The organism is Streptomyces sp. NPDC027185, assembly GCF_055567035.1.
In genome coordinates, this window is the sequence record NZ_JBVHRF010000010.1 from 24,545 (window position 1) to 41,863 (window position 17,319).

Here is a 17,319-nt window from a genome sequence, read left to right on the forward strand (position 1 = left end):
GCCCGGAATGCCCGGCACCGGACGGATCCGCCGCCCCCTTTCGGCCTGCCATCGACCGGATCACGCCGCATAAAGGTGCCGTCTGCACACATCACTTAGGGTGAACGGCTGTCTCTCCCGCGTACGGGACGGACGGAAAACGTGAACGGGGAATCGGGGAATCGGGGAATCGGGGGGCATCGTGCCGGATACCGAAGTACAGCCACAGACATTGCGCACCGCAGCGGGCCAGAGCGAGGAAATGCAGTCAGGGACGGGCTCCGCCATCAGCGCACTCGACGCTCATCACCGGAGCGTTCCAGGACAGACCGCGGGATTCTCCTTCGCCCAGCAGCTCCTGCGCACCCACCACTCCTGGCAGGCCAGGCTCGGCTACATCCGGAAGGAATGCGGTGACATCGCCCAGTCCCTCCGGAAGTCCGCGGACAACTACCAGCAGAACGACGACAACACCGCAAGGTCGTTCACCCGGCGCTCCGAGAGCCAGGTCATGGTCCGCCCCGCGGCACAGTCCCGTGACACCAGCCCGTTCGGATGATGCCTGATGCCCACACTGCAGGAAATCCAGGACCTCCGCTTCTCCGCCCTGGAAGAGGCGAAGGAGGAATGGGCGAGGTCGGCCCATCGCTTCGGTGGCTACCAGGACCGGGTGGAAACCTATATGCGGCGCCCGTTGAAGGGCGATTGGTCCGGTGAGGCGGCTGACGCGGCACAGGTACGTCTGGGCCGTCTCGGGCAGAATTTCCAGTTCGGCTCCCAGGAATGCACGCTCATCGAAGCCACCATCGACGGTTTCGTCACCGAGATGAAGGAGCAGCAGAAGCGGCTCCGCAAACTGCTCGATGACGCGGCCGCGAAGGGGCTCAAGGTGTTGCCCAGCGGGGAAGTGGTCTACAAGGACGAGGGCTCCATTCCGACGGGAGACCCGGACGGGGGCACCCCGGACGCGGAGATCGAAAGGCGTGACCTCGAAGAACACATCTTCGGTGTCCGGCGCACCGTCGAGGAGATCGACGGCCGGTACTCCATCGCCATCGCGCGCCTCCATGCCGACCGTGGTCTGAAGGTTGACAGCCGGGAATCCCGGCGGGACGCCTCCGACATCTCCCAGATCGCCGGCACGGCGGTCGGCCTGGAAACCGCTCCGCACCGGGGCACGGACCCCAAAAAGGTCCACGACTGGTGGAACGGCCTGAGCCAAGAGGAACGGGACGAGCAACTGGCGCTGAATCCCGAGTCGATCGGAAACCTCGACGGCATACCCGCCGAAACCCGTGACGAAGCGAACCGCGTCAACCTCGACCGGCTGATCGACGCGCACCCGCCTGGTTCGCCCATGTCGGAAAGGGAAGCGGAACAGCAGAAGGGATTCCGCGCCATCAGGGACCGTCTCGACCGGGATGACGGGAAGACCCCTGAGCCGCTCCTCCTGGGCATCGGGGAAGAGGGCAATGGCCGGGCCATTCTGTCGTACGGAAACCCTGATACGGCCGACAATGTGGCTGCGTATGTGCCCGGTTTCAGCACCACGCTTGAGAGCGTGGGTGGTGACGACGGAGACCGGGCACAGCAGGTCTGGAAGTCATCGACCGACGCGGATGCGGGCGAGAAAACCGCTTCGATCGTCTGGCTCGGGTACGACGCCCCGCAGAGCGTCGAAGTTGCAGACGAAGGCCCAGGCAAGGCGGGTGGAGCAGATTTCGGCACCTTTCTTGACGGAGTTCAGGCAACCCATCAAGGAGAAAAGCCGCACGTCACGGCGATCGGCCACAGCTATGGCTCCTTCACCGTGGGGCAGGGAGCGCAACGCCCGGGGGGTATCGCCGCCGACGACATCATTCTTGTGGGAAGCCCTGGCACGGGGGCGGAGAGGGCGGAAGACCTCGGTGTGGGGAGGGGGCACGTCTGGGTGGGGGCGGCGGAGAGCGACATGGTCACCCACATGCCTGCCAAGAAAGAATCTCTGGGAGGGACTATCGGGATAGGGATAGGCAGCATATTGGATCCGCATCAATTGTGGTTCGGGCGTGATCCTGCAAGTCAAGAGTTTGGCGCCATTCGCTTCGGTGTTGCGGATGGCGAGCCGATACACTCGCATTCCAACTATTTCGATAGTGAGGGCGAGGGAGACCCCGAATCGCTGAAGAATATGGGGAGAATTGTTTCCGGTCACCCGGAGCGGGTCTCCTTGCAGGAGAGGAGGTGAGGAGATGCGTCTGAGGATGGCCCTGCTCACGATTGCCGCTGTGGTGGTGGTTTCCGGTGCTCTGGGAGGCTGCTCGGCTCTGCGCGGGGGAGAGTCGGAGCCGGAAATTCAGGCTGATGTGGCTCTCCGGCGTGCTGACAAAATTTTGGATGCTACGCTCGCTGCTATCCATCCGCGGATGAAGTGGCGCAATGGGGATGCTGAGGTGGCGTACAAGCGGAACTCGTTCACTAATGAAGAGGATGGTGAATCGAGAGTTGGAAGGTCCGCTTATCTGCGAACCAAGGTTTCTGAGGCGAAGCTCGGTGAACTGGTGAATCAGGTTTCTTCGCATTTGACATCATCGGGGTTCAAGGTCAAGAAGTTTCATCTCGGTGATTCATCGTTCTCCGGGAGGTCTTCAGATGGCTCTGTGGTGAACTTCTCGATAGGTGACTACGGAAACATATCCATCGGAGCCAGCGTTGGCGCGATATCCCCGAGCCGCGGTGCGGAAATCAAGGGCAGTGAGGGCGACACCTTCCCCACCGCCCCCAACGGCAGCCCGGATCACCGCCCCGACCTCCGCGACCCCTACTGGTCGAAGTAGCCGCACAAAGGCCCACGCCCCGGCCCCCGCCCGGTACGCACCGCCCCTCCCGTACCCTTCCAAGGCACTTTTCTCCGTTGAGACACCTCAAGCCCCCCGAAGGACCCCGGCCTGATGACCGCTCACCCCGCCGCTCCGGGCCTGTGCCACATCCTCATCCTCGGCGGCACCGCCGAAGCCCGTGAGCTGGCCGCGGCGCTGGTCGCGGGGGGCCGGGTGCGGGTGACGTCGTCGTTGGCGGGGCGGGTGGCGGCGCCGCGGTTGCCGGTGGGGGAGGTGCGGGTCGGAGGGTTCGGCGGGGCCGAGGGGCTGGTGCGGTGGATGCGGGAGCACGGCGTCGACGCGCTGGTGGACGCCACGCACCCGTTCGCCGAGGTGATGAGCGCGAACGCGGCGCGGGCCGCCGCTGCCTCCGGGGTGCCGTTGCTGGCGTTGCGGCGTCCGGGCTGGGAGCCGGGGCCCGGCGACGTATGGCATCGGGTGGCGTCGCTCGACGAGGCGGCGGCCGTACTGCCCGCGCTCGGGCGGCGGGTGTTCCTCACCACCGGCCGCATGGGCCTCGCCCGTTTCGCGCACCTCGACGGTCTCTGGTTCCTCGTACGGTCCGTGGACGCGCCCGAGGGGCCCCGGCCGCCCCGTATGGAGACGCTGCTCGACCGCGGCCCGTTCACCCTTGAGGGGGAACGGGCCCTGTTGGCGGCGCACCGTATCGATGTCCTCGTCACCAAGGACAGCGGGGCCGCCGCCACCGCCCCCAAGCTGACCGCCGCGCGGGAGGCCGGGGTGCCTGTCGTGCTGGTGACCCGGCCTCCGGCGCCCGCCGGGGTGGCGACGGTGCCGGGGCCCGCGGAAGCGGTGGCGTGGCTGCGGGAGCGGCTGGGCTGACGGCCCGCCCGCCGTCAGCGCCTACGGGACGGGCGGCGCCGTCGCGTACCGCGGCAGGCGCAGGTGAACGCCTCGTCGCGGACCTGACGGTACGTGGGGGTGGCCTCCCGGCCGCACTGCGCGCAGCGGCACGGCCAGGGCTCGTACGCGCCGGGGCAGGGCACGAGGGGGAGGAACCCGGCGGCGTGCATGGTGCGTTCGGCGACGGTCGCCGGTTGGCCGGCCGGGGGCTGTCCCGACGGTGGCGCGGCGGGGTGCGGGCCGGCCGGTGGCCGCGGCCCGGCGGACGCCTCGGCGCCCGGGGGCGGCCCGGTCGGCGTATCGAGGTGCGGCGGCGCGGACGCGGGCGACGGAACGGCGGCGACGGGCCCGGCCTGCGGCGGCGCGAGGCCGTCCGCCGGTGCACCGTTGACCTGCGGGTCGGCGGCCGGGTGCGCCCCGCCGCCGTCCTCCGCGACGGGTGCGAGCGGCGGCAGCGGCAGCGAGGTGCTGCCGTTCACGGCCGGGACGGGCAGCGGCGCGCCGAGCCCGGGGAGGGGCCTGGCGGGCGCGGGGAGGGCCGCCCGGACGGTTTCCGGGAGGAGAGGGCCGGGGCCGGCGGGCCGACCGGCGTCAACGGGCCGGTCGGTGCCGCCGGATCGGACGGTCCCGACGGGCCGGTCGGTGTCCATGGGCTGCTCGGTATCCACGGGCGTGGCGGAGTCCACGGGCCGGCCCGTATCCGTGGGCCGGTCGGTCCGGGTGGGATGGCCCTCCCCGGCGAGGTGGTCCTCCTCGGCGAGGGGGGCTTCCCCGGCGGGGAAGCCGTTCTCGGCGGAGTGGCCCTCCTCGGTGGGATGCTCCGCCCCGGCGGGCCGAGCGGTCTCCTCGGCGGGCTCGGCCGTTGGCGGGGTGGGACGCGGCTGTTCCGGCAGTGCGGGGGCCGGCGCCGGCGGATCGGCCGGGGCGAGGCGCGCGGACGGGTCCGGCGGGGCGAGATACGGGTCTGCCGCGGGGCGCGGGGCTGCCCGGGGCTCCTGCTCCCGGGACACGGCGGGCTCGGGGCGCACCGGGCCGTCCGCGGCGTCCGGGTCCTCCCCGGGCAACTCCCGCACGGGGCCCGCCGGCGGAACGGCGTGCGCCGCTGCGGCCTCCGCCCCGGCGCCCTGCACGGGCCCGTCGCCCGCCCCCTGCTCCGATACCGCGTCCGGGCCCGGAAGCGGCGCCCCGCCCGGGGCCGCCACCTGCCCCGGTGCCGCACCGGCACCCGCACCGGGGGCCGATGCCCGCCCCGGTGCCGACGCCCCGCTCGCGTACGGGTTCGGGGCGTGCGCCTCGCCCCCGTACGGGTTCGGGCCCCCCGCCACATCGCCGCCGTACGGGTTCGGGGGCGCGGCCGCCCCGTAAGGGTTCGGTGATCCGGGCGTGCCCGGGGGCTGCCCGGGGACCGTCGCCCCAGGTCCCGGGCCGAGCGCTTCTCCGTACGCGCCGGGCACGGCGGCTCCCGGACCCGGGGCCTCCCCGTACGTGCCGGGCAACGACGGGCCGGCGCCCGGCGGTTGTCCGGGCGGCGGCGTGGCGGGGCCGCCCCCGGGCGTAGGGGCGTGCGGCATCGGCGCACCCGCGCCCGGGGCGGGGTAGTCGCTCGCGTGCCACTGGTGGAGGCAGTCGGCGCACCACCACAGCAGTTCGCCGCCGCCGTAGACGCCCTCGTCCTCCCAGAGGAGGTCGGTGCCGCCGCAGGACGGGCAGGGTGCGGCCGGGGTGCGGCGTCGCCGTGTGCGACGGCTCATGAGTGAGACCTGGTCATGGTTCTCCGACTTCATCTGTTCTGCGCCGTGATGGCAAGGGCACACCCCGCCGTTGCCCAGGGTGGATGCGCGGTTCCCCGGGGGCGGAGGCGGAGGGCCGCCGCCCCCGGGGCGGGACGCGCACAGCAACAATGTGCCACCCGTCCATGGACATCAGCCGACAGTTCGGTCAATTTGGCGGACCGGCCTCGCGGGCAGCGCCCGGCAGGACCCGGGGCGGCTCCGGGGCCCGCCCCCGGGGAGCGGGCCCGTACGGATGTCCGGGCGGGCTCCGTGCGCCGGCCGCGATGCCGTTCGTCCGTAACGTCCCCCGTGCCGACCGGTGTTCACCCCTCGTCCGACCCTGAATCCTCCCGGATACGGGCCGTGCTCACCCCTCCGGGTACCGGCGCGGCGTCCACACGGACCCGGTGCCGTCGCCGCGCCGTACGGACCGCGTCTGCGACGAGCCGATCAGCAAGATCGTGCGCATGTCGACCTCGGCGGGGTCGAGGTCGGCCAGCCGCACGGTACGGACGGACTCCTCCGGGCCGCCGACATCGCGGCCCAGGACGACCGGGGTGTCCGGCGAACGGTGCTCCAGCAGCAGGTCACGGGCCTTGCCGACCTGCCAGGTGCGGCTGCGGGAGCCCGGGTTGTAGAGCGCCAGGACGAGGTCGGCGGCGGCCGCGGCGCGCAGCCGTCCGGCGATCACCTCCCAGGGCTTGAGGCGGTCGGAGAGGGAGAGGACCGCGTAGTCGTGGCCGAGCGGCGCGCCCGCCTTGGCCGCCGCGGCGTTGGCGGCGGTGACACCGGGCAGCACCCGTACGGGCACCGTCCGGTAGCGCTCCTCGGCGGCGACCTCCAGGACGGCGGTGGCCATCGCGAAGACGCCCGGGTCGCCGCCGGAGACGACCGCCACCCGGCGGCCGCGGCGGGCCAGATCGAGGGCGAGTTCGGCGCGTTCGGACTCGACCTTGTTGTCCGAGCCGTGCCGCAGCTGACCGGGGCGGAGCGGCACCCGGTCCAGGTAGGTGGTGTAGCCGACGAGGTCGTCGGCGGCGGCCAGCGCGCCCCGCGACTCCGGCGTCAGCCACAGCGGCCCGGACGGCCCGGTGCCGACGACGACCACCTCACCGGAGACGGCCCCGGCCGCGGCACCGGCCGCCCCGTCGGGGGCGTGCGCCGTCCCTCCGGCCGCCCCTGACGCGTCCTCCGGGGCGCCCCCAGGCACGCTCTCGGGGGTGTGCGCAGCATTGTCGTGCGCCCCGGGCCCGCTCTCGGGGAAGCCCCCGGGCCCGCTCTCGGGGGTGTACGGAGCCCCGTCGCGCGCCCCCGACGTGTCCTCCGGGGCGCTCCCGGAGCCGCCTCCGGGGGGCTGTTCCGCCACCCGGCTCGGGACCACCGCCACCGCGAAGTACGGCACGGAACCGGGGTCGACGTCCGACAAGGCCCCGGTCCGCTCGCCCGTCATCGTGGCGCGTTCGACGTAGCGGGCCTCCGGGAGGCGGCCGGAGCGTTCCATGGCGCGGCGGACGGCGGGGAAGGTGCGGCCCAGCTTCATGACGACGGCGGAGTCGGTGGCGGCCAGCCGGGCCGTCAGCTCCTCCTCGGGAAGGGTGCCGGGCAGCACCGTCAGCACCTCGTCGGCCTCCACCAACGGCCTGCCCAGCCGGGCGGCGGCCGCGTTGATCGAGGTCACGCCGGGGATGACCTCGGTCGGGTAGCGGTGCGCGAGGCGTTTGTGCATGTGCTGGTAGGAGCCGTAGAAGAGCGGGTCGCCCTCGGAGATCACGGCGACGGTGCGGCCCGCGTCGAGGTGCGCGGCGAGCCGGGCCGCGGCCTCCTCGTAGAAGTCGTCGAGCGCGCCCCGGTAGCCGCCGGGGTGGTCGGTCGACTCGGTGGTCACCGGGTAGACCAGCGCCTCCTCGATGTGGTCGGCGCGCAGATGCTCGGCGGCGATGGCGCGCGCGATGGACCGGCCGTGGCGGGCACTGTGGTACGCCACCACATCGGCCTCGGCGATGACCCGCACGGCCCTCACGGTCATCAGGGACGGGTCTCCGGGGCCGAGCCCCACACCGTAGAGGCGGCCCGGGGTGCGGGCGGCCGACTGCTGCTCGGGCACGCTCATTCCTCCTCGCTCGCCAGGGCGTTGACGGCCGCCGCGGCCATGGCGCTGCCACCGCGCCGCCCGCGTACCACCAGGTGCTCCAGGCCCGACGGGTGGGCGGCCAGCGCCTCCTTGGACTCGGCGGCACCGATGAACCCGACGGGTATGCCGAGCACGGCGGCGGGCCGCGGCGCGCCCTCCTCGATCATCTCCAGGAGGCGGAAGAGGGCGGTCGGGGCGTTGCCGACGGCGACGACGGCGCCGTCCAGCTTGTCCCGCCACAGCTCCAGCGCGGCGGCGCTGCGGGTGGTGCCCAGTTCGGCGGCGAGCGCGGGCACCGACGGGTCGGCGAGGGTGCACACCACCTCGTTGTCCGCGGGCAGCCGCTTACGGGTGACGCCGCTGGCGACCATGTTCGCGTCGCACAGGATCGGCGCACCGGCGCGCAGCGCGGCGCGCGCGCTCGCCACCACGCCGGGTGAGTAGGCGAGGTCGCGGACGAGGTCGACCATGCCGCAGGCGTGGATCATGCGGACCGCGACCCGGCTGACGTCGGCGGGCAGCCCCGCGAGGTCCGCCTCGGCGCGGATGGTGGCAAAGGACTGGCGGTAGATCGCCGCCCCGTCCTTCTCGTAGTCGAACACGGTGCCCTCGGTGTGGTGGGTCGGTGGTGGGGTGGGAAACGGGTGCCGGATCGGGGTGTCCGGTCCGGGTGCTGCGTCGGGACGGGGTACGCGCTAACGGGCGCGGGGCCCGGGGCGTGGCCCGGTGGCGGTCACGGTGCGGTGCCCGGGGCCGCCGGGGGCACCCCGGGCGCGACGGCTCCCGCCACCTGCCGCACGGTGGCGTCCGCCGCGAGCGGCTCCGGTGGCGCCCCCGGCCGGACCACGGTGACGTCGTAGCCGCCACCGGTCGCCAGGACGTCGATCCAGGCGCCGTGCGGATGGCCGCAGCGGCGGGCGCAGCCGGACCACTGCACCGGCAGCGCGGTGGCCCGCCCCAGGGCCGCCGCCACGGCGCTCGCGTCGGCCCGTACGTCGGTGAGGGACTTGGCGCACCCGGGGCGTCCGGTACAGGCGCCGAGCCGGTACCAGGGCGAGTCCGGGGCGGTGACCAGTCGCGCGTCCGCGCACTCCCGCAACCGAGCGGCGGCCACCGTCCTGGCGACCCCGGGGACGAGGACGCCGCGCCACGGGGTCAGCCGGAGCGTGTCCTCCCCCTCGGCGGCGATACGGGTCAGCAGGCGCCACTGCGCGCCGGTCAGCCGCCCCAGCGGCGCCAGGACGCTCAGCGTGCGGCGTCCGTCGGGCCCCTCGACGAGTCCGGGTGGCGGCGCACCGCCTTCCGGCCGGTCCGGTACGGCGCCGGGCGGTACGTGCACGGCGGGGATCCCGGCGGCGCGCAGCCGCTCGCCGACGGCGCGCGCGTCCGGCGCCGCGCCCCCCGGCAGATCCCGGAACCGCCAGGCCCCGCTGCCGCTCGCGTCCGCGGCGTCGAGGAAGACCCGGGCGGCGGCCAGCGCGGCACGGGCGGCGTCGGCGCCCGCGACCCGCAGCGCCGCCGTGGCACCATCGGTGCCGCCGGAGCCCTCGGGGGCGCCGAGGAAGAGGAGGGCGGAGGGGGCGCCCCCGGGAGCGCGCCCCGGGCCGGCCGCGCCCGCCGCGCCCTCGACGCCCTCGGCGTCCGCCGCGTCTTCTGCGACCAAGGTCACATCTCCGCCGAGGCCCGTCACATCGCCCCGGCCGTCGTCCAGGACGAAGAGGAACCGGCCCGAAAGCCGCGCCGTCCACTCCTGCGCGCAGAGCAATCCGTCCAGCTCACGGGCCCAGCGCCGCACGTCGGCGGGGGTGCGGCCGTCGAGTCCGGCGAGCGGTGAGGCGACGATGTTGCGGACGCGTTCATGGCGTACGGAGGGCAGCAGACCGGCGTCGGCCAGCAGCGCGGCCAGATCGCCGCCGCAGCCGTCGCCGAGGCCGCGCAGCTCCACGTTGCCGCGCGAGGTGAGGGAGAGCGCGCCGTCCCCGAGGCGCTCCGCCGCGTCCGCCAACGCCGTCGCCTGACGCACCGTCAACTCTCCGGCGGGCACCCGTACGCGGGCCAGCGCGCCGTCCGCCGCCGTGTGCAGTCGCAGCGCTCCCGGGCAGGCGTCACCGCGCTCACGCAGCGGCGGCTGGACCCCGGAGGGCCGGTTCGAGGGGGAGGGCGGCATGGCCGCGAGCATACCGACGCCCCCCGGACCCCGACGGCGCCCCGGGCCCGCCCCGGCCACCGGCCCGGCCCTCCGAGACCCGTACGGGCCGGACCGGGCCCTGAACGGGATACCTGTACGGGGCCGGGCCCCGATCCCGTACGGGACCCGGCCCCATCCGGGCAGGCCACCGCCCTCGCCCCTACGGGTACGGCCCCGGCCCGTACGGTCCGCGCGCACCACGCCACGCCTCCGGATCCGCTCACGTGCAGGCACCCCGGCGCTCCAGCCCGGACACGCACCCCGTAAGGCCGATCCCCGCCAAGGCCGAGCTGCCCCGAGGGCCCGCGGCCCGCGGCCCGCAAGGCCACCACAGGCCCCACGCCCCGCACCTCGTACGGCCCCGCCCGCGCCCCACCGGAGCCCGAACCCACGCCCCACGGCCGCCGCGTGCCCCGTACGGGCGAGGAACATCCGCACCCCGTACGGCCGCGAGCCCTCCGCCCGTACGGCCGCCCTGCCCCGCCCGTAGGGCATCCCGTAAGGGGCCCCGGGCAGCCGCCCCGCCCGGCACGCCCCCCGGGCGTCCCCACGCGGCGTTCCCCCAAGGTGCCCGCCTGACCTCGTACATCGAGCCGAAGGCCCGCTCCCGTGGCGGCGGGGCAGCCCTTACCATTCACTGCGGTGGGTCAGCCGGCCCGCCGACGCCGGCGACGGCGACGAGGGCTTTCCCGTCAGGGGGCGGCTCTCAGGGGAGGAAGCCCGGTGAGAGTCCGGCGCGGTCCCGCCACTGTGAGCCCGGCAGCCGCCGGGTGAGTCAGGAACTCCCGCCGTCCAACGAACCACCCGGGGCGCGGATACCCCGAGGAAGGCTCTGCGCTCGCATGCTTCTGCTGCTGTCGACCTCCGACACCGATCTCCTCAGCGCCCGCGCCGCCGGCGGCCCCGTGCCGTTCCGGCTCGCCAACCCGGCCCGGCTCGACCTCGCCGAACTGCCCGCGCTGCTCGACGGCGCCGACCTCGTCGTGGTCCGTCTCCTCGGCGGCATCCGCGCCTGGGAGGAGGGCCTGAACCTCCTTCTCGCCGAGGACCAGCACCGCCCCGTCGTCGTCCTCACCGGCGAACAGGCCCCGGACGCCCAGCTGATGGAGGCGTCCACCGTCCCCGTCGGCATCGCCGCCGAGGCGCACGCCTACCTCGCGCACGGCGGGCCGGAGAACCTCGGCCGCCTCGCCCGCTTCCTCTCCGACACCGTCCTGCTGACCGGCCACGGCTTCGAACCGCCGCAGCCCGCGCCGTCCTGGGGCGAGCTGGCCCGGCCCGCGGCCCGTACGGACATCGACGGCCCGCTCATCCCGGTGCTCTACTACCGCGCCCACCACATGAGCGGCAACACCGGCTTCGTCGACGCGCTCTGCACCAAGATCGAGGAGGCCGGCGGCCGTCCGCTGCCGCTCTTCGTCGCCTCGCTGCGCGCGCCCGAACCGGAGCTGATCGAGGCGCTGCGCCCCGCCGACGCGATCATCACCACCGTCCTCGCGGCGGGCGGCACCAAGCCCGCCGAGGCATCCGCCGGCGGCGACGACGAATCCTGGGACGCGGGCGCGCTCGCCGCCCTCGACGTGCCGATCCTCCAGGCGCTCTGCCTGACCGGGAACCGCGCCGCCTGGGAGGAGAACGACGAGGGTCTCTCCCCGCTGGACGCCGCCACCCAGATCGCCGTCCCCGAGTTCGACGGCCGCCTGATCACCGTCCCGTTCTCCTTCAAGGAGATCGACGAGGACGGTCTGCCGACGTACGCCGCCGACCCCGAGCGCGCCGCCCGTGTCGCCGGTATCGCCGTCCGCCATGCCCGCCTGCGCCACATCCCGGCCCAGGACAAGAAGCTGGCGCTGGTCCTCTCCGCGTACCCCACCAAGCACTCCCGCATCGGCAACGCCGTCGGCCTCGACACTCCCGCCTCCGCCGTCGCCCTCCTGCGCCGCCTGCGCGAGGAGGGCTACGACTTCGGCGACGAGGCCGTACCCGGTCTGGAGTCCGGTGACGGCGACGAGCTGATCTACGCCCTCATCGAGGCGGGCGGCCACGACCAGGAGTGGCTGACGGAGGAACAGCTCGCCAAGAACCCGGTCCGCATCCCCGCCGCCGACTACAAGCGCTGGTACGCCACCCTCCCGCAGGAGCTGCGCGACGCCGTCGAGCGGCACTGGGGCCCGCCGCCCGGCGAGATGTTCCTCGATCGCAGCCACGTGGACGAGCCGGGCCGCGACCCGGAGGGCGACATCGTCCTCGCCGCCCTGCGCCGCGGCAATCTGCTGATCCTCATCCAGCCGCCGCGCGGCTTCGGCGAGAACCCGATCGCGATCTACCACGACCCCGATCTGCCGCCGTCCCACCACTACCTGGCCGCCTACCGCTGGATCGCCGCCTGTGCCGACGACGGCGGTTTCGGCGCCGACGCCATGGTCCACCTCGGCAAGCACGGCAACCTGGAGTGGCTGCCCGGCAAGAACGCGGGCCTGTCCGCCGCCTGTGGCCCCGACGCCGCCCTCGGCGACCTCCCCCTCGTCTACCCGTTCCTCGTCAACGACCCCGGCGAGGGCACCCAGGCCAAGCGCCGCGTCCACGCCACCCTCGTCGACCACCTCGTCCCGCCGATGGCGCGCGCCGAGTCGTACGGCGACATCGCCCGGCTCGAACAGCTCCTCGACGAGTACGCGCAGATCAGCGCCATGGACCCGGCGAAGCTCCCGGCCATCCGCGCGCAGATCTGGACGCTCATCCAGGCGGCCCGGCTCGACCACGACCTCGGTCTGGAGGCCCGCCCCGACGACGACGGCTTCGACGACTTCCTCCTCCACGTCGACGGCTGGCTCTGTGAGGTCAAGGACGCCCAGATCCGCGACGGCCTGCACGTCCTGGGCGCCGCCCCGACGGGCGAGGCACGCGTCAACCTCGTCCTCGCGATCCTCCGCGCCCGCCAGATCTGGGGCGGTACGTCCGCGCTGCCCGGTCTGCGCGAGGCGCTGGGCCTGGACGAGTCCGCCGCGACCCGCACCACCGCCGACGAGGCCGAGGACCGCGCCCGGGAGCTGGTCCAGGCGATGGAGGACGCCGACTGGGCGCCCTCCGCCGTCGCCGCGGTCGCCGCCGGACAGCCGGAACAGGTCGCCGCGATCCTCGACTTCGCCGCCCGCGAGGTCGTCCCCCGCCTGGCCGGCACCACCGCCGAGATCGACCACGCCGTCCACGCCCTCAGCGGCGGTTTCGTCCCGGCGGGCCCGTCCGGCTCCCCGCTGCGCGGCCTCGTCAACGTCCTGCCGACCGGCCGCAACTTCTACTCCGTCGACCCCAAGGCCGTCCCCTCCCGCCTCGCGTGGGAGACCGGTCAGGCGCTCGCCGACTCCCTCCTGGAGCGCTACCGCACCGACAACGGCGAGTGGCCCACCTCCGTCGGCCTCTCCCTCTGGGGCACCAGCGCCATGCGCACCGCCGGCGACGACGTCGCCGAGGCCCTCGCGCTGCTCGGCGTCCGCCCCGTCTGGGACGACGCCTCCCGCCGCGTCACCGGCCTGGAGCCGATCCCCCTGGCCGAGCTGGGCCGCCCCCGCATCGACGTCACCCTCCGCATCTCCGGCTTCTTCCGCGACGCGTTCCCGCACGTCATCGGCGTGCTCGACGACGCGGTACGGCTCGCCGCCGGACTGGACGAGCCCGCAGCCGACAACTTCATCCGCGCCCACGCCCAGGCCGACCTCGCCGCCCACGGCGACGAACGCCGCGCCACCACCCGCATCTTCGGCTCCCGCCCCGGCACCTACGGCGCGGGCCTGCTCCAGCTCATCGACTCCCGCGACTGGCGCACCGACGCCGACCTCGCCGAGGTCTACACCGTCTGGGGCGGCTACGCGTACGGCCGCGGTCTGGAGGGCCGCCCGGCCCGCGACGAGATGGAGACCGCGTACAAGCGCATCGCCGTCGCCGCGAAGAACACCGACACCCGCGAACACGACATCGCCGACTCCGACGACTACTTCCAGTACCACGGCGGCATGGTCGCCACCGTCAAGGCGCTGAAGGGCACCGCCCCCGAGGCGTACATCGGCGACTCCACCCGCCCGGAGACGGTCCGCACCCGCTCCCTCGTCGAGGAGACCTCCCGCGTCTTCCGCGCCCGCGTCGTCAACCCGCGCTGGATCGAGGCGATGCGCCGCCACGGCTACAAGGGCGCCTTCGAACTCGCCGCCACCGTCGACTACCTCTTCGGCTACGACGCGACCACCGGCGTCGTCGCCGACTGGATGTACGACAAGCTCGCCCAGACCTACGTCCTCGACCCCGACAACCGCGCCTTCCTCCAGCAGGCCAACCCCTGGGCCCTCCACGGCATCGCCGAACGCCTCCTGGAGGCGGAGTCCCGCGGCATGTGGGAAAAGCCGGACGCGGAAACCCTCGCCGCACTCCGCGAGGCGTTCTTGGAGACGGAGGGGGAGCTGGAGGGGGAGGAGTGACCTCGCACGGCGGCGGGGTTTCCTGACGCCGTGCGCGGGTGCCGTTGCGGCCCGTTCCGCCTGTGAGGGGTGGGGCGGGCCGCCGCCGTTTCGTGAAGGGCCGGACGTGGCCGATACGGTCTGGGCCTGAGGCACAGGGGTAGCTGGTGTTCCAAGGCTGGACGCACGGCTGGAGGAGGAATGCGCCGCATTCGAGGTGCCCGGCCACGCACCAGGAATTCCCCCGCACGAAGCGGTGATCCGTATATCGGCACGTATGGTGCCGATGCTCAGGAAGGCATGCGATGTCGCAGAAGGAACCAAGCTTCCGCGAGCTGCTGGCAGCAGCCCGGCACTCGGCCGTGCATCTGGAGATGCGCGACGCGTACGGCGTGGGTGACGAGGCAGGGGACTTCGAGAACTGGAAGCGCACGGGCCACCGGGACGCCGATCCGGTATCGGCCTATTGGCAGCCCTGGGTGAAGCTGATCGGCGACACTGTGGCCCGGGGGGTTGTCGTCCGTCGCGCACGCGTGGTCTCGGAGCCGGTCACGGAGTACATCCGGTACGAGCACGCCGGTACCCCGGTCAATCTTCACGCCGGTGAGCAGGTCCGTTGGCTGCCACGCCGTCAGGCTTCGGACATCGCGTTGCCCGGTAACGACTGCTGGATTTTCGACGGCGAGACGGTGCTCTTCAATCACTTCACCGGCGACGGCAACTGGTCCGAGCCCGGCTGGGAGATCCGGACGGAGCCGGCCGTGGCGCGCATGGCCTCGGCCGCTTTCGAGGCGGTCTGGGAACGCGGAACGCCGCACGACAAGTACCAGGTCTGACACGACGAACCACGAAGAGCTGACGAAGGCCGGGGCCTGGTCGGACACGACGAAGCCCCAGCAAATCAGCCGGGGCTTCTTTCCGCGACGGCGCTCAGTCGGCGGATCCCCTGCCCTTGAGGTTGCGCACAAACGTGTCCCAGGTGGCTGCGGTGAAGGTGAGGTGGGGCCCGGCGGCGCGCTTGCTGTCGCGTACGGCGCGGCCATCGGTCGAGGTGCGGGCTACCTCGACGCAGTTGCCCTCCTGGTTGGAGTACGACGACTTCCGAAAGGGAGTGGTGATCTCAGGGTGCATGGCCAGTCCTCCGGTCAGCTCGGCAGGCATCGGTCCGTTGCACCCATCTCAACGATGGAGCCCCCGGCCTTCAAGAGGGTCAGGGGCTCTGGGGGAGGAATGGGCTGGTCAGCGGCTGGCGTCGGCCTCGCCCTTGAGGTTCTGGACGAACGTGGCCCAAGCAACTCCGCCGAAGGCGAGCCGAGGACCGGCGGAGCGCTTGCTGTCGCGGATGGCGCGGCCGCCGGTGGAGGTGTGGGCGACCTCGACGCAGTTGCCGTTCTGGCCCGAGTACGACGACTTTCTGAAGGGGGTGGCGATCTCAGACTTCACGATGAGTCCTCCAGCCGATTGGCATGCCTTTTCTCAGCAACGCGTGTCGCCGTCTTCTTTGAGGTTTTGGAGGAACGTGTTCCAGGAGGCTGCGGTGAAGGCGAGTCGCTGCCCTGCGGAGCGCTTGCTGTCGCGGATGGCGCGGCCGCCGGTGGAGGTGTGGGCGACCTCGACGCAGTCGCCGTTCTGGCCCGAGTGGGACGACTTCCGGAAGGGCGCGGTGGTCTCAGGTTGCATGGTCAGTGCTCCGAGTGGGGTCGCGGGGCTCGGTCCGATGAGGCCATTGCAACGAAGGAGCCCCCGGCCTTCAAGAGGGCCAGGGGCTCCGAGAAGAGAAGTGTGTTGCCTCAACGGGGGAAGTTGTCGCCCGTGAGCGTCCGGACGAACGAGGTCCAAGTGGTTGCGCCGAAGGTGAGGTGAGGCCCAGCGGGGGACTTGCTGTCGCGGACCGATATTGCCGTCAGCAGACCATCGTTGACCTCGACGCACTGGCCGTTGGCACTGCTGTAGCTGCTCTTCCGCCACGCGGTCTCAGGGAGGGTGTACTGCATTCCAAAACACCTCCTCTCACTCCTTCGTTCGTGCAACCTTAGCGACAACCTCTGCGCTCTCCTTCGGCCCTACCGCTACGGCTTGAAGGTGCTCGAACATCGACTTGTAGCGCCGGATCTCCGCTTCGGACTCAAGGAAGAGATCGCCGGCAGGGGTGTCCAGGTAGACCAGCTCCGGGTCTGCCGGGTCCCGGAAATCCATGTGGACGAAGCTGCCGGGCATGCCCGAGTGCGCGCCCTTGTCGAAGGGGATCACCTGGAACACGACGTGCGGCTCCTCCATGAGCCGGAGCAGATGTTGCGCTTGTTCACGCATCACCTCGCGGCTGCCCACCGTACGACGGATGGCAGCTTCGTCGATGATGGCCCAGAGCTGTATGGGCTGCTCCTTCTGAAGCAGTGCCTGCCGTTCCATGCGTGCTTGGACACGCTGTTCGACCTGCTTGTGGCTGGCAGTGGGCCACACGCCCTTGATCACCGCGCGGGCGTAGTCCTCGGTCTGGGCAAGCCCGGGAATGAACAGCGATTCGTAATTGCGCACCGTGCGGGCTTCGGCCTCGAAGCCGATATAGGCCGTGTACTCCTCGGGCAACTCGGAGTGGAAGGGGCGCAGCCAGCCCTGACCTGCGGAACCACTCTGGATCGCCAGGAGATCTGTGCGCTCCTCCTCGGTGGCCTCGTACAGGTCCAGTAGCGCGATGAGGGTTCGCTTCTGCGGGCGGGTCCGCGCCTTCTCGATGCGATAGAGCGTCGCCGCGTTGATCGCCTTCTTCTCCGTGACCTCTTCTCGCGTCAGACCAGCTGCCGCGCGGAGTCTGCGTAGTTCAGCGGCAAGCCGTCGAAGCCTGACGGTTGGGGGTGGTTGACGCTTGTCCGGCACAGTGCGGTCCCTTCACCACCTCAGCGGCCCGCGCAGGTGCGAGTCGGAGGTGTCAGCTCGGTCGGCAGCCTCATCGTATGCATCCTCTGACGATGCATTCCTCGAAAATGCATTCTCGGAGAATGCAATGCTTGCATTTCTCCTTCGGCGGTGGGCATGCTTGCGCCACGTCACTCACCGCAGTGGATGCCCCACTGTGAGTGGG

The 17,319-nt window shown here is 72.4% G+C and carries 15 protein-coding genes, 1 pseudogene and 1 riboswitch; of the genes and pseudogenes, 7 read left to right on the plus strand and 9 right to left on the minus strand.

Annotated features, from left to right (window positions below):
- Window positions 1-181: 181 nt before the first annotated feature.
- From ACZ4M8_RS27485 to ACZ4M8_RS27500, 4 genes are all read left to right on the plus strand, one after another.
- The gene (locus ACZ4M8_RS27485) at window positions 182-538 is read left to right on the plus strand and encodes a type VII secretion target (protein WP_467611939.1); all 357 of its coding nucleotides are present in this window, start codon (window positions 182-184) and stop codon (window positions 536-538) included.
- A gap of 6 nt (window positions 539-544) precedes the next feature.
- Window positions 545-2,206, plus strand: coding sequence for an alpha/beta hydrolase (locus tag ACZ4M8_RS27490; RefSeq protein WP_467611942.1), 1,662 nt, complete (start codon window positions 545-547; stop codon window positions 2,204-2,206).
- Window positions 2,207-2,222: 16 nt separating this feature from the next.
- On the plus strand, window positions 2,223-2,795 hold the full coding sequence (locus tag ACZ4M8_RS27495; RefSeq protein ID WP_467611945.1) for a hypothetical protein: 573 nt from the start codon (window positions 2,223-2,225) through the stop codon (window positions 2,793-2,795).
- Window positions 2,796-2,909: 114 nt separating this feature from the next.
- Window positions 2,910-3,680 carry a cobalt-precorrin-6A reductase gene (locus tag ACZ4M8_RS27500; RefSeq protein WP_467611948.1) on the plus strand — a complete coding sequence of 257 codons (771 nt, stop codon included), beginning with the start codon at window positions 2,910-2,912 and terminating at the stop codon, window positions 3,678-3,680.
- A gap of 14 nt (window positions 3,681-3,694) precedes the next feature.
- Here the strand turns inward: ACZ4M8_RS27500 and ACZ4M8_RS27505 are convergent, their stop codons facing one another.
- The 4 genes from ACZ4M8_RS27505 to cobG all read right to left on the minus strand — a co-directional run bounded on the left by ACZ4M8_RS27505 (window position 3,695) and on the right by cobG (window position 9,771).
- Window positions 3,695-4,774 carry a hypothetical protein gene (locus tag ACZ4M8_RS27505; protein ID WP_467611951.1) on the minus strand — a complete coding sequence of 360 codons (1,080 nt, stop codon included), beginning with the start codon at window positions 4,772-4,774 and terminating at the stop codon, window positions 3,695-3,697.
- 1,066 nt (window positions 4,775-5,840) lie between these two features.
- Entirely contained in the window at window positions 5,841-7,583 is a 1,743-nt protein-coding gene (locus ACZ4M8_RS27510; RefSeq protein WP_467611955.1) for a precorrin-2 C(20)-methyltransferase, read from the minus strand.
- Entirely contained in the window at window positions 7,580-8,206 is a 627-nt protein-coding gene (locus tag ACZ4M8_RS27515; protein WP_467611957.1) for a precorrin-8X methylmutase, read from the minus strand. Before ACZ4M8_RS27515 ends, ACZ4M8_RS27510 begins: the two co-directional genes overlap by 4 nt.
- Window positions 8,207-8,337: 131 nt before the next feature.
- Window positions 8,338-9,771: a precorrin-3B synthase gene (gene cobG / locus ACZ4M8_RS27520; RefSeq protein ID WP_467611960.1), complete on the minus strand. Its 1,434-nt coding sequence runs from the start codon at window positions 9,769-9,771 to the stop codon at window positions 8,338-8,340.
- A 703-nt stretch (window positions 9,772-10,474) separates the two neighbouring features.
- Window positions 10,475-10,597: riboswitch (cobalamin riboswitch) on the plus strand.
- Window positions 10,598-10,634: 37 nt separating this feature from the next.
- Between cobG and cobN the strand changes: the two genes are divergently transcribed.
- From cobN to ACZ4M8_RS27535, 3 genes and pseudogenes are all read left to right on the plus strand, one after another.
- Window positions 10,635-14,261 carry a cobaltochelatase subunit CobN gene (cobN, locus tag ACZ4M8_RS27525; protein ID WP_467611963.1) on the plus strand — a complete coding sequence of 1,209 codons (3,627 nt, stop codon included), beginning with the start codon at window positions 10,635-10,637 and terminating at the stop codon, window positions 14,259-14,261.
- A 160-nt stretch (window positions 14,262-14,421) separates the two neighbouring features.
- Window positions 14,422-14,640: pseudogene (locus ACZ4M8_RS27530) on the plus strand (hypothetical protein); the annotation flags it as partial.
- Entirely contained in the window at window positions 14,546-15,076 is a 531-nt protein-coding gene (locus tag ACZ4M8_RS27535; RefSeq protein WP_467611966.1) for a DUF6879 family protein, read from the plus strand. The pseudogene ACZ4M8_RS27530 and the gene ACZ4M8_RS27535, both read left to right, overlap by 95 nt.
- A 94-nt stretch (window positions 15,077-15,170) precedes the next feature.
- Here ACZ4M8_RS27535 and ACZ4M8_RS27540 read toward each other — a convergent pair whose 3' ends face one another.
- From ACZ4M8_RS27540 to ACZ4M8_RS27560, 5 genes are all read right to left on the minus strand, one after another.
- Window positions 15,171-15,371 (minus strand): DUF397 domain-containing protein, encoded by a 201-nt coding sequence (locus ACZ4M8_RS27540; protein ID WP_467611969.1) that lies wholly within the window; start codon window positions 15,369-15,371, stop codon window positions 15,171-15,173.
- A gap of 108 nt (window positions 15,372-15,479) precedes the next feature.
- Window positions 15,480-15,683, minus strand: a complete 204-nt coding sequence (locus tag ACZ4M8_RS27545) for a DUF397 domain-containing protein (RefSeq protein WP_467611972.1) — start codon at window positions 15,681-15,683, stop codon at window positions 15,480-15,482.
- Window positions 15,684-15,716: 33 nt separating this feature from the next.
- Window positions 15,717-15,920, minus strand: coding sequence for a DUF397 domain-containing protein (locus tag ACZ4M8_RS27550; RefSeq protein WP_467611975.1), 204 nt, complete (start codon window positions 15,918-15,920; stop codon window positions 15,717-15,719).
- Window positions 15,921-16,030: 110 nt separating this feature from the next.
- Window positions 16,031-16,234 (minus strand): DUF397 domain-containing protein, encoded by a 204-nt coding sequence (locus tag ACZ4M8_RS27555; RefSeq protein ID WP_467611978.1) that lies wholly within the window; start codon window positions 16,232-16,234, stop codon window positions 16,031-16,033.
- 16 nt (window positions 16,235-16,250) lie between these two features.
- Complete coding sequence (locus ACZ4M8_RS27560) at window positions 16,251-17,114, minus strand: helix-turn-helix domain-containing protein (protein ID WP_467611981.1); 864 nt, start codon at window positions 17,112-17,114, stop codon at window positions 16,251-16,253.
- Window positions 17,115-17,319: the final 205 nt, after the last annotated feature.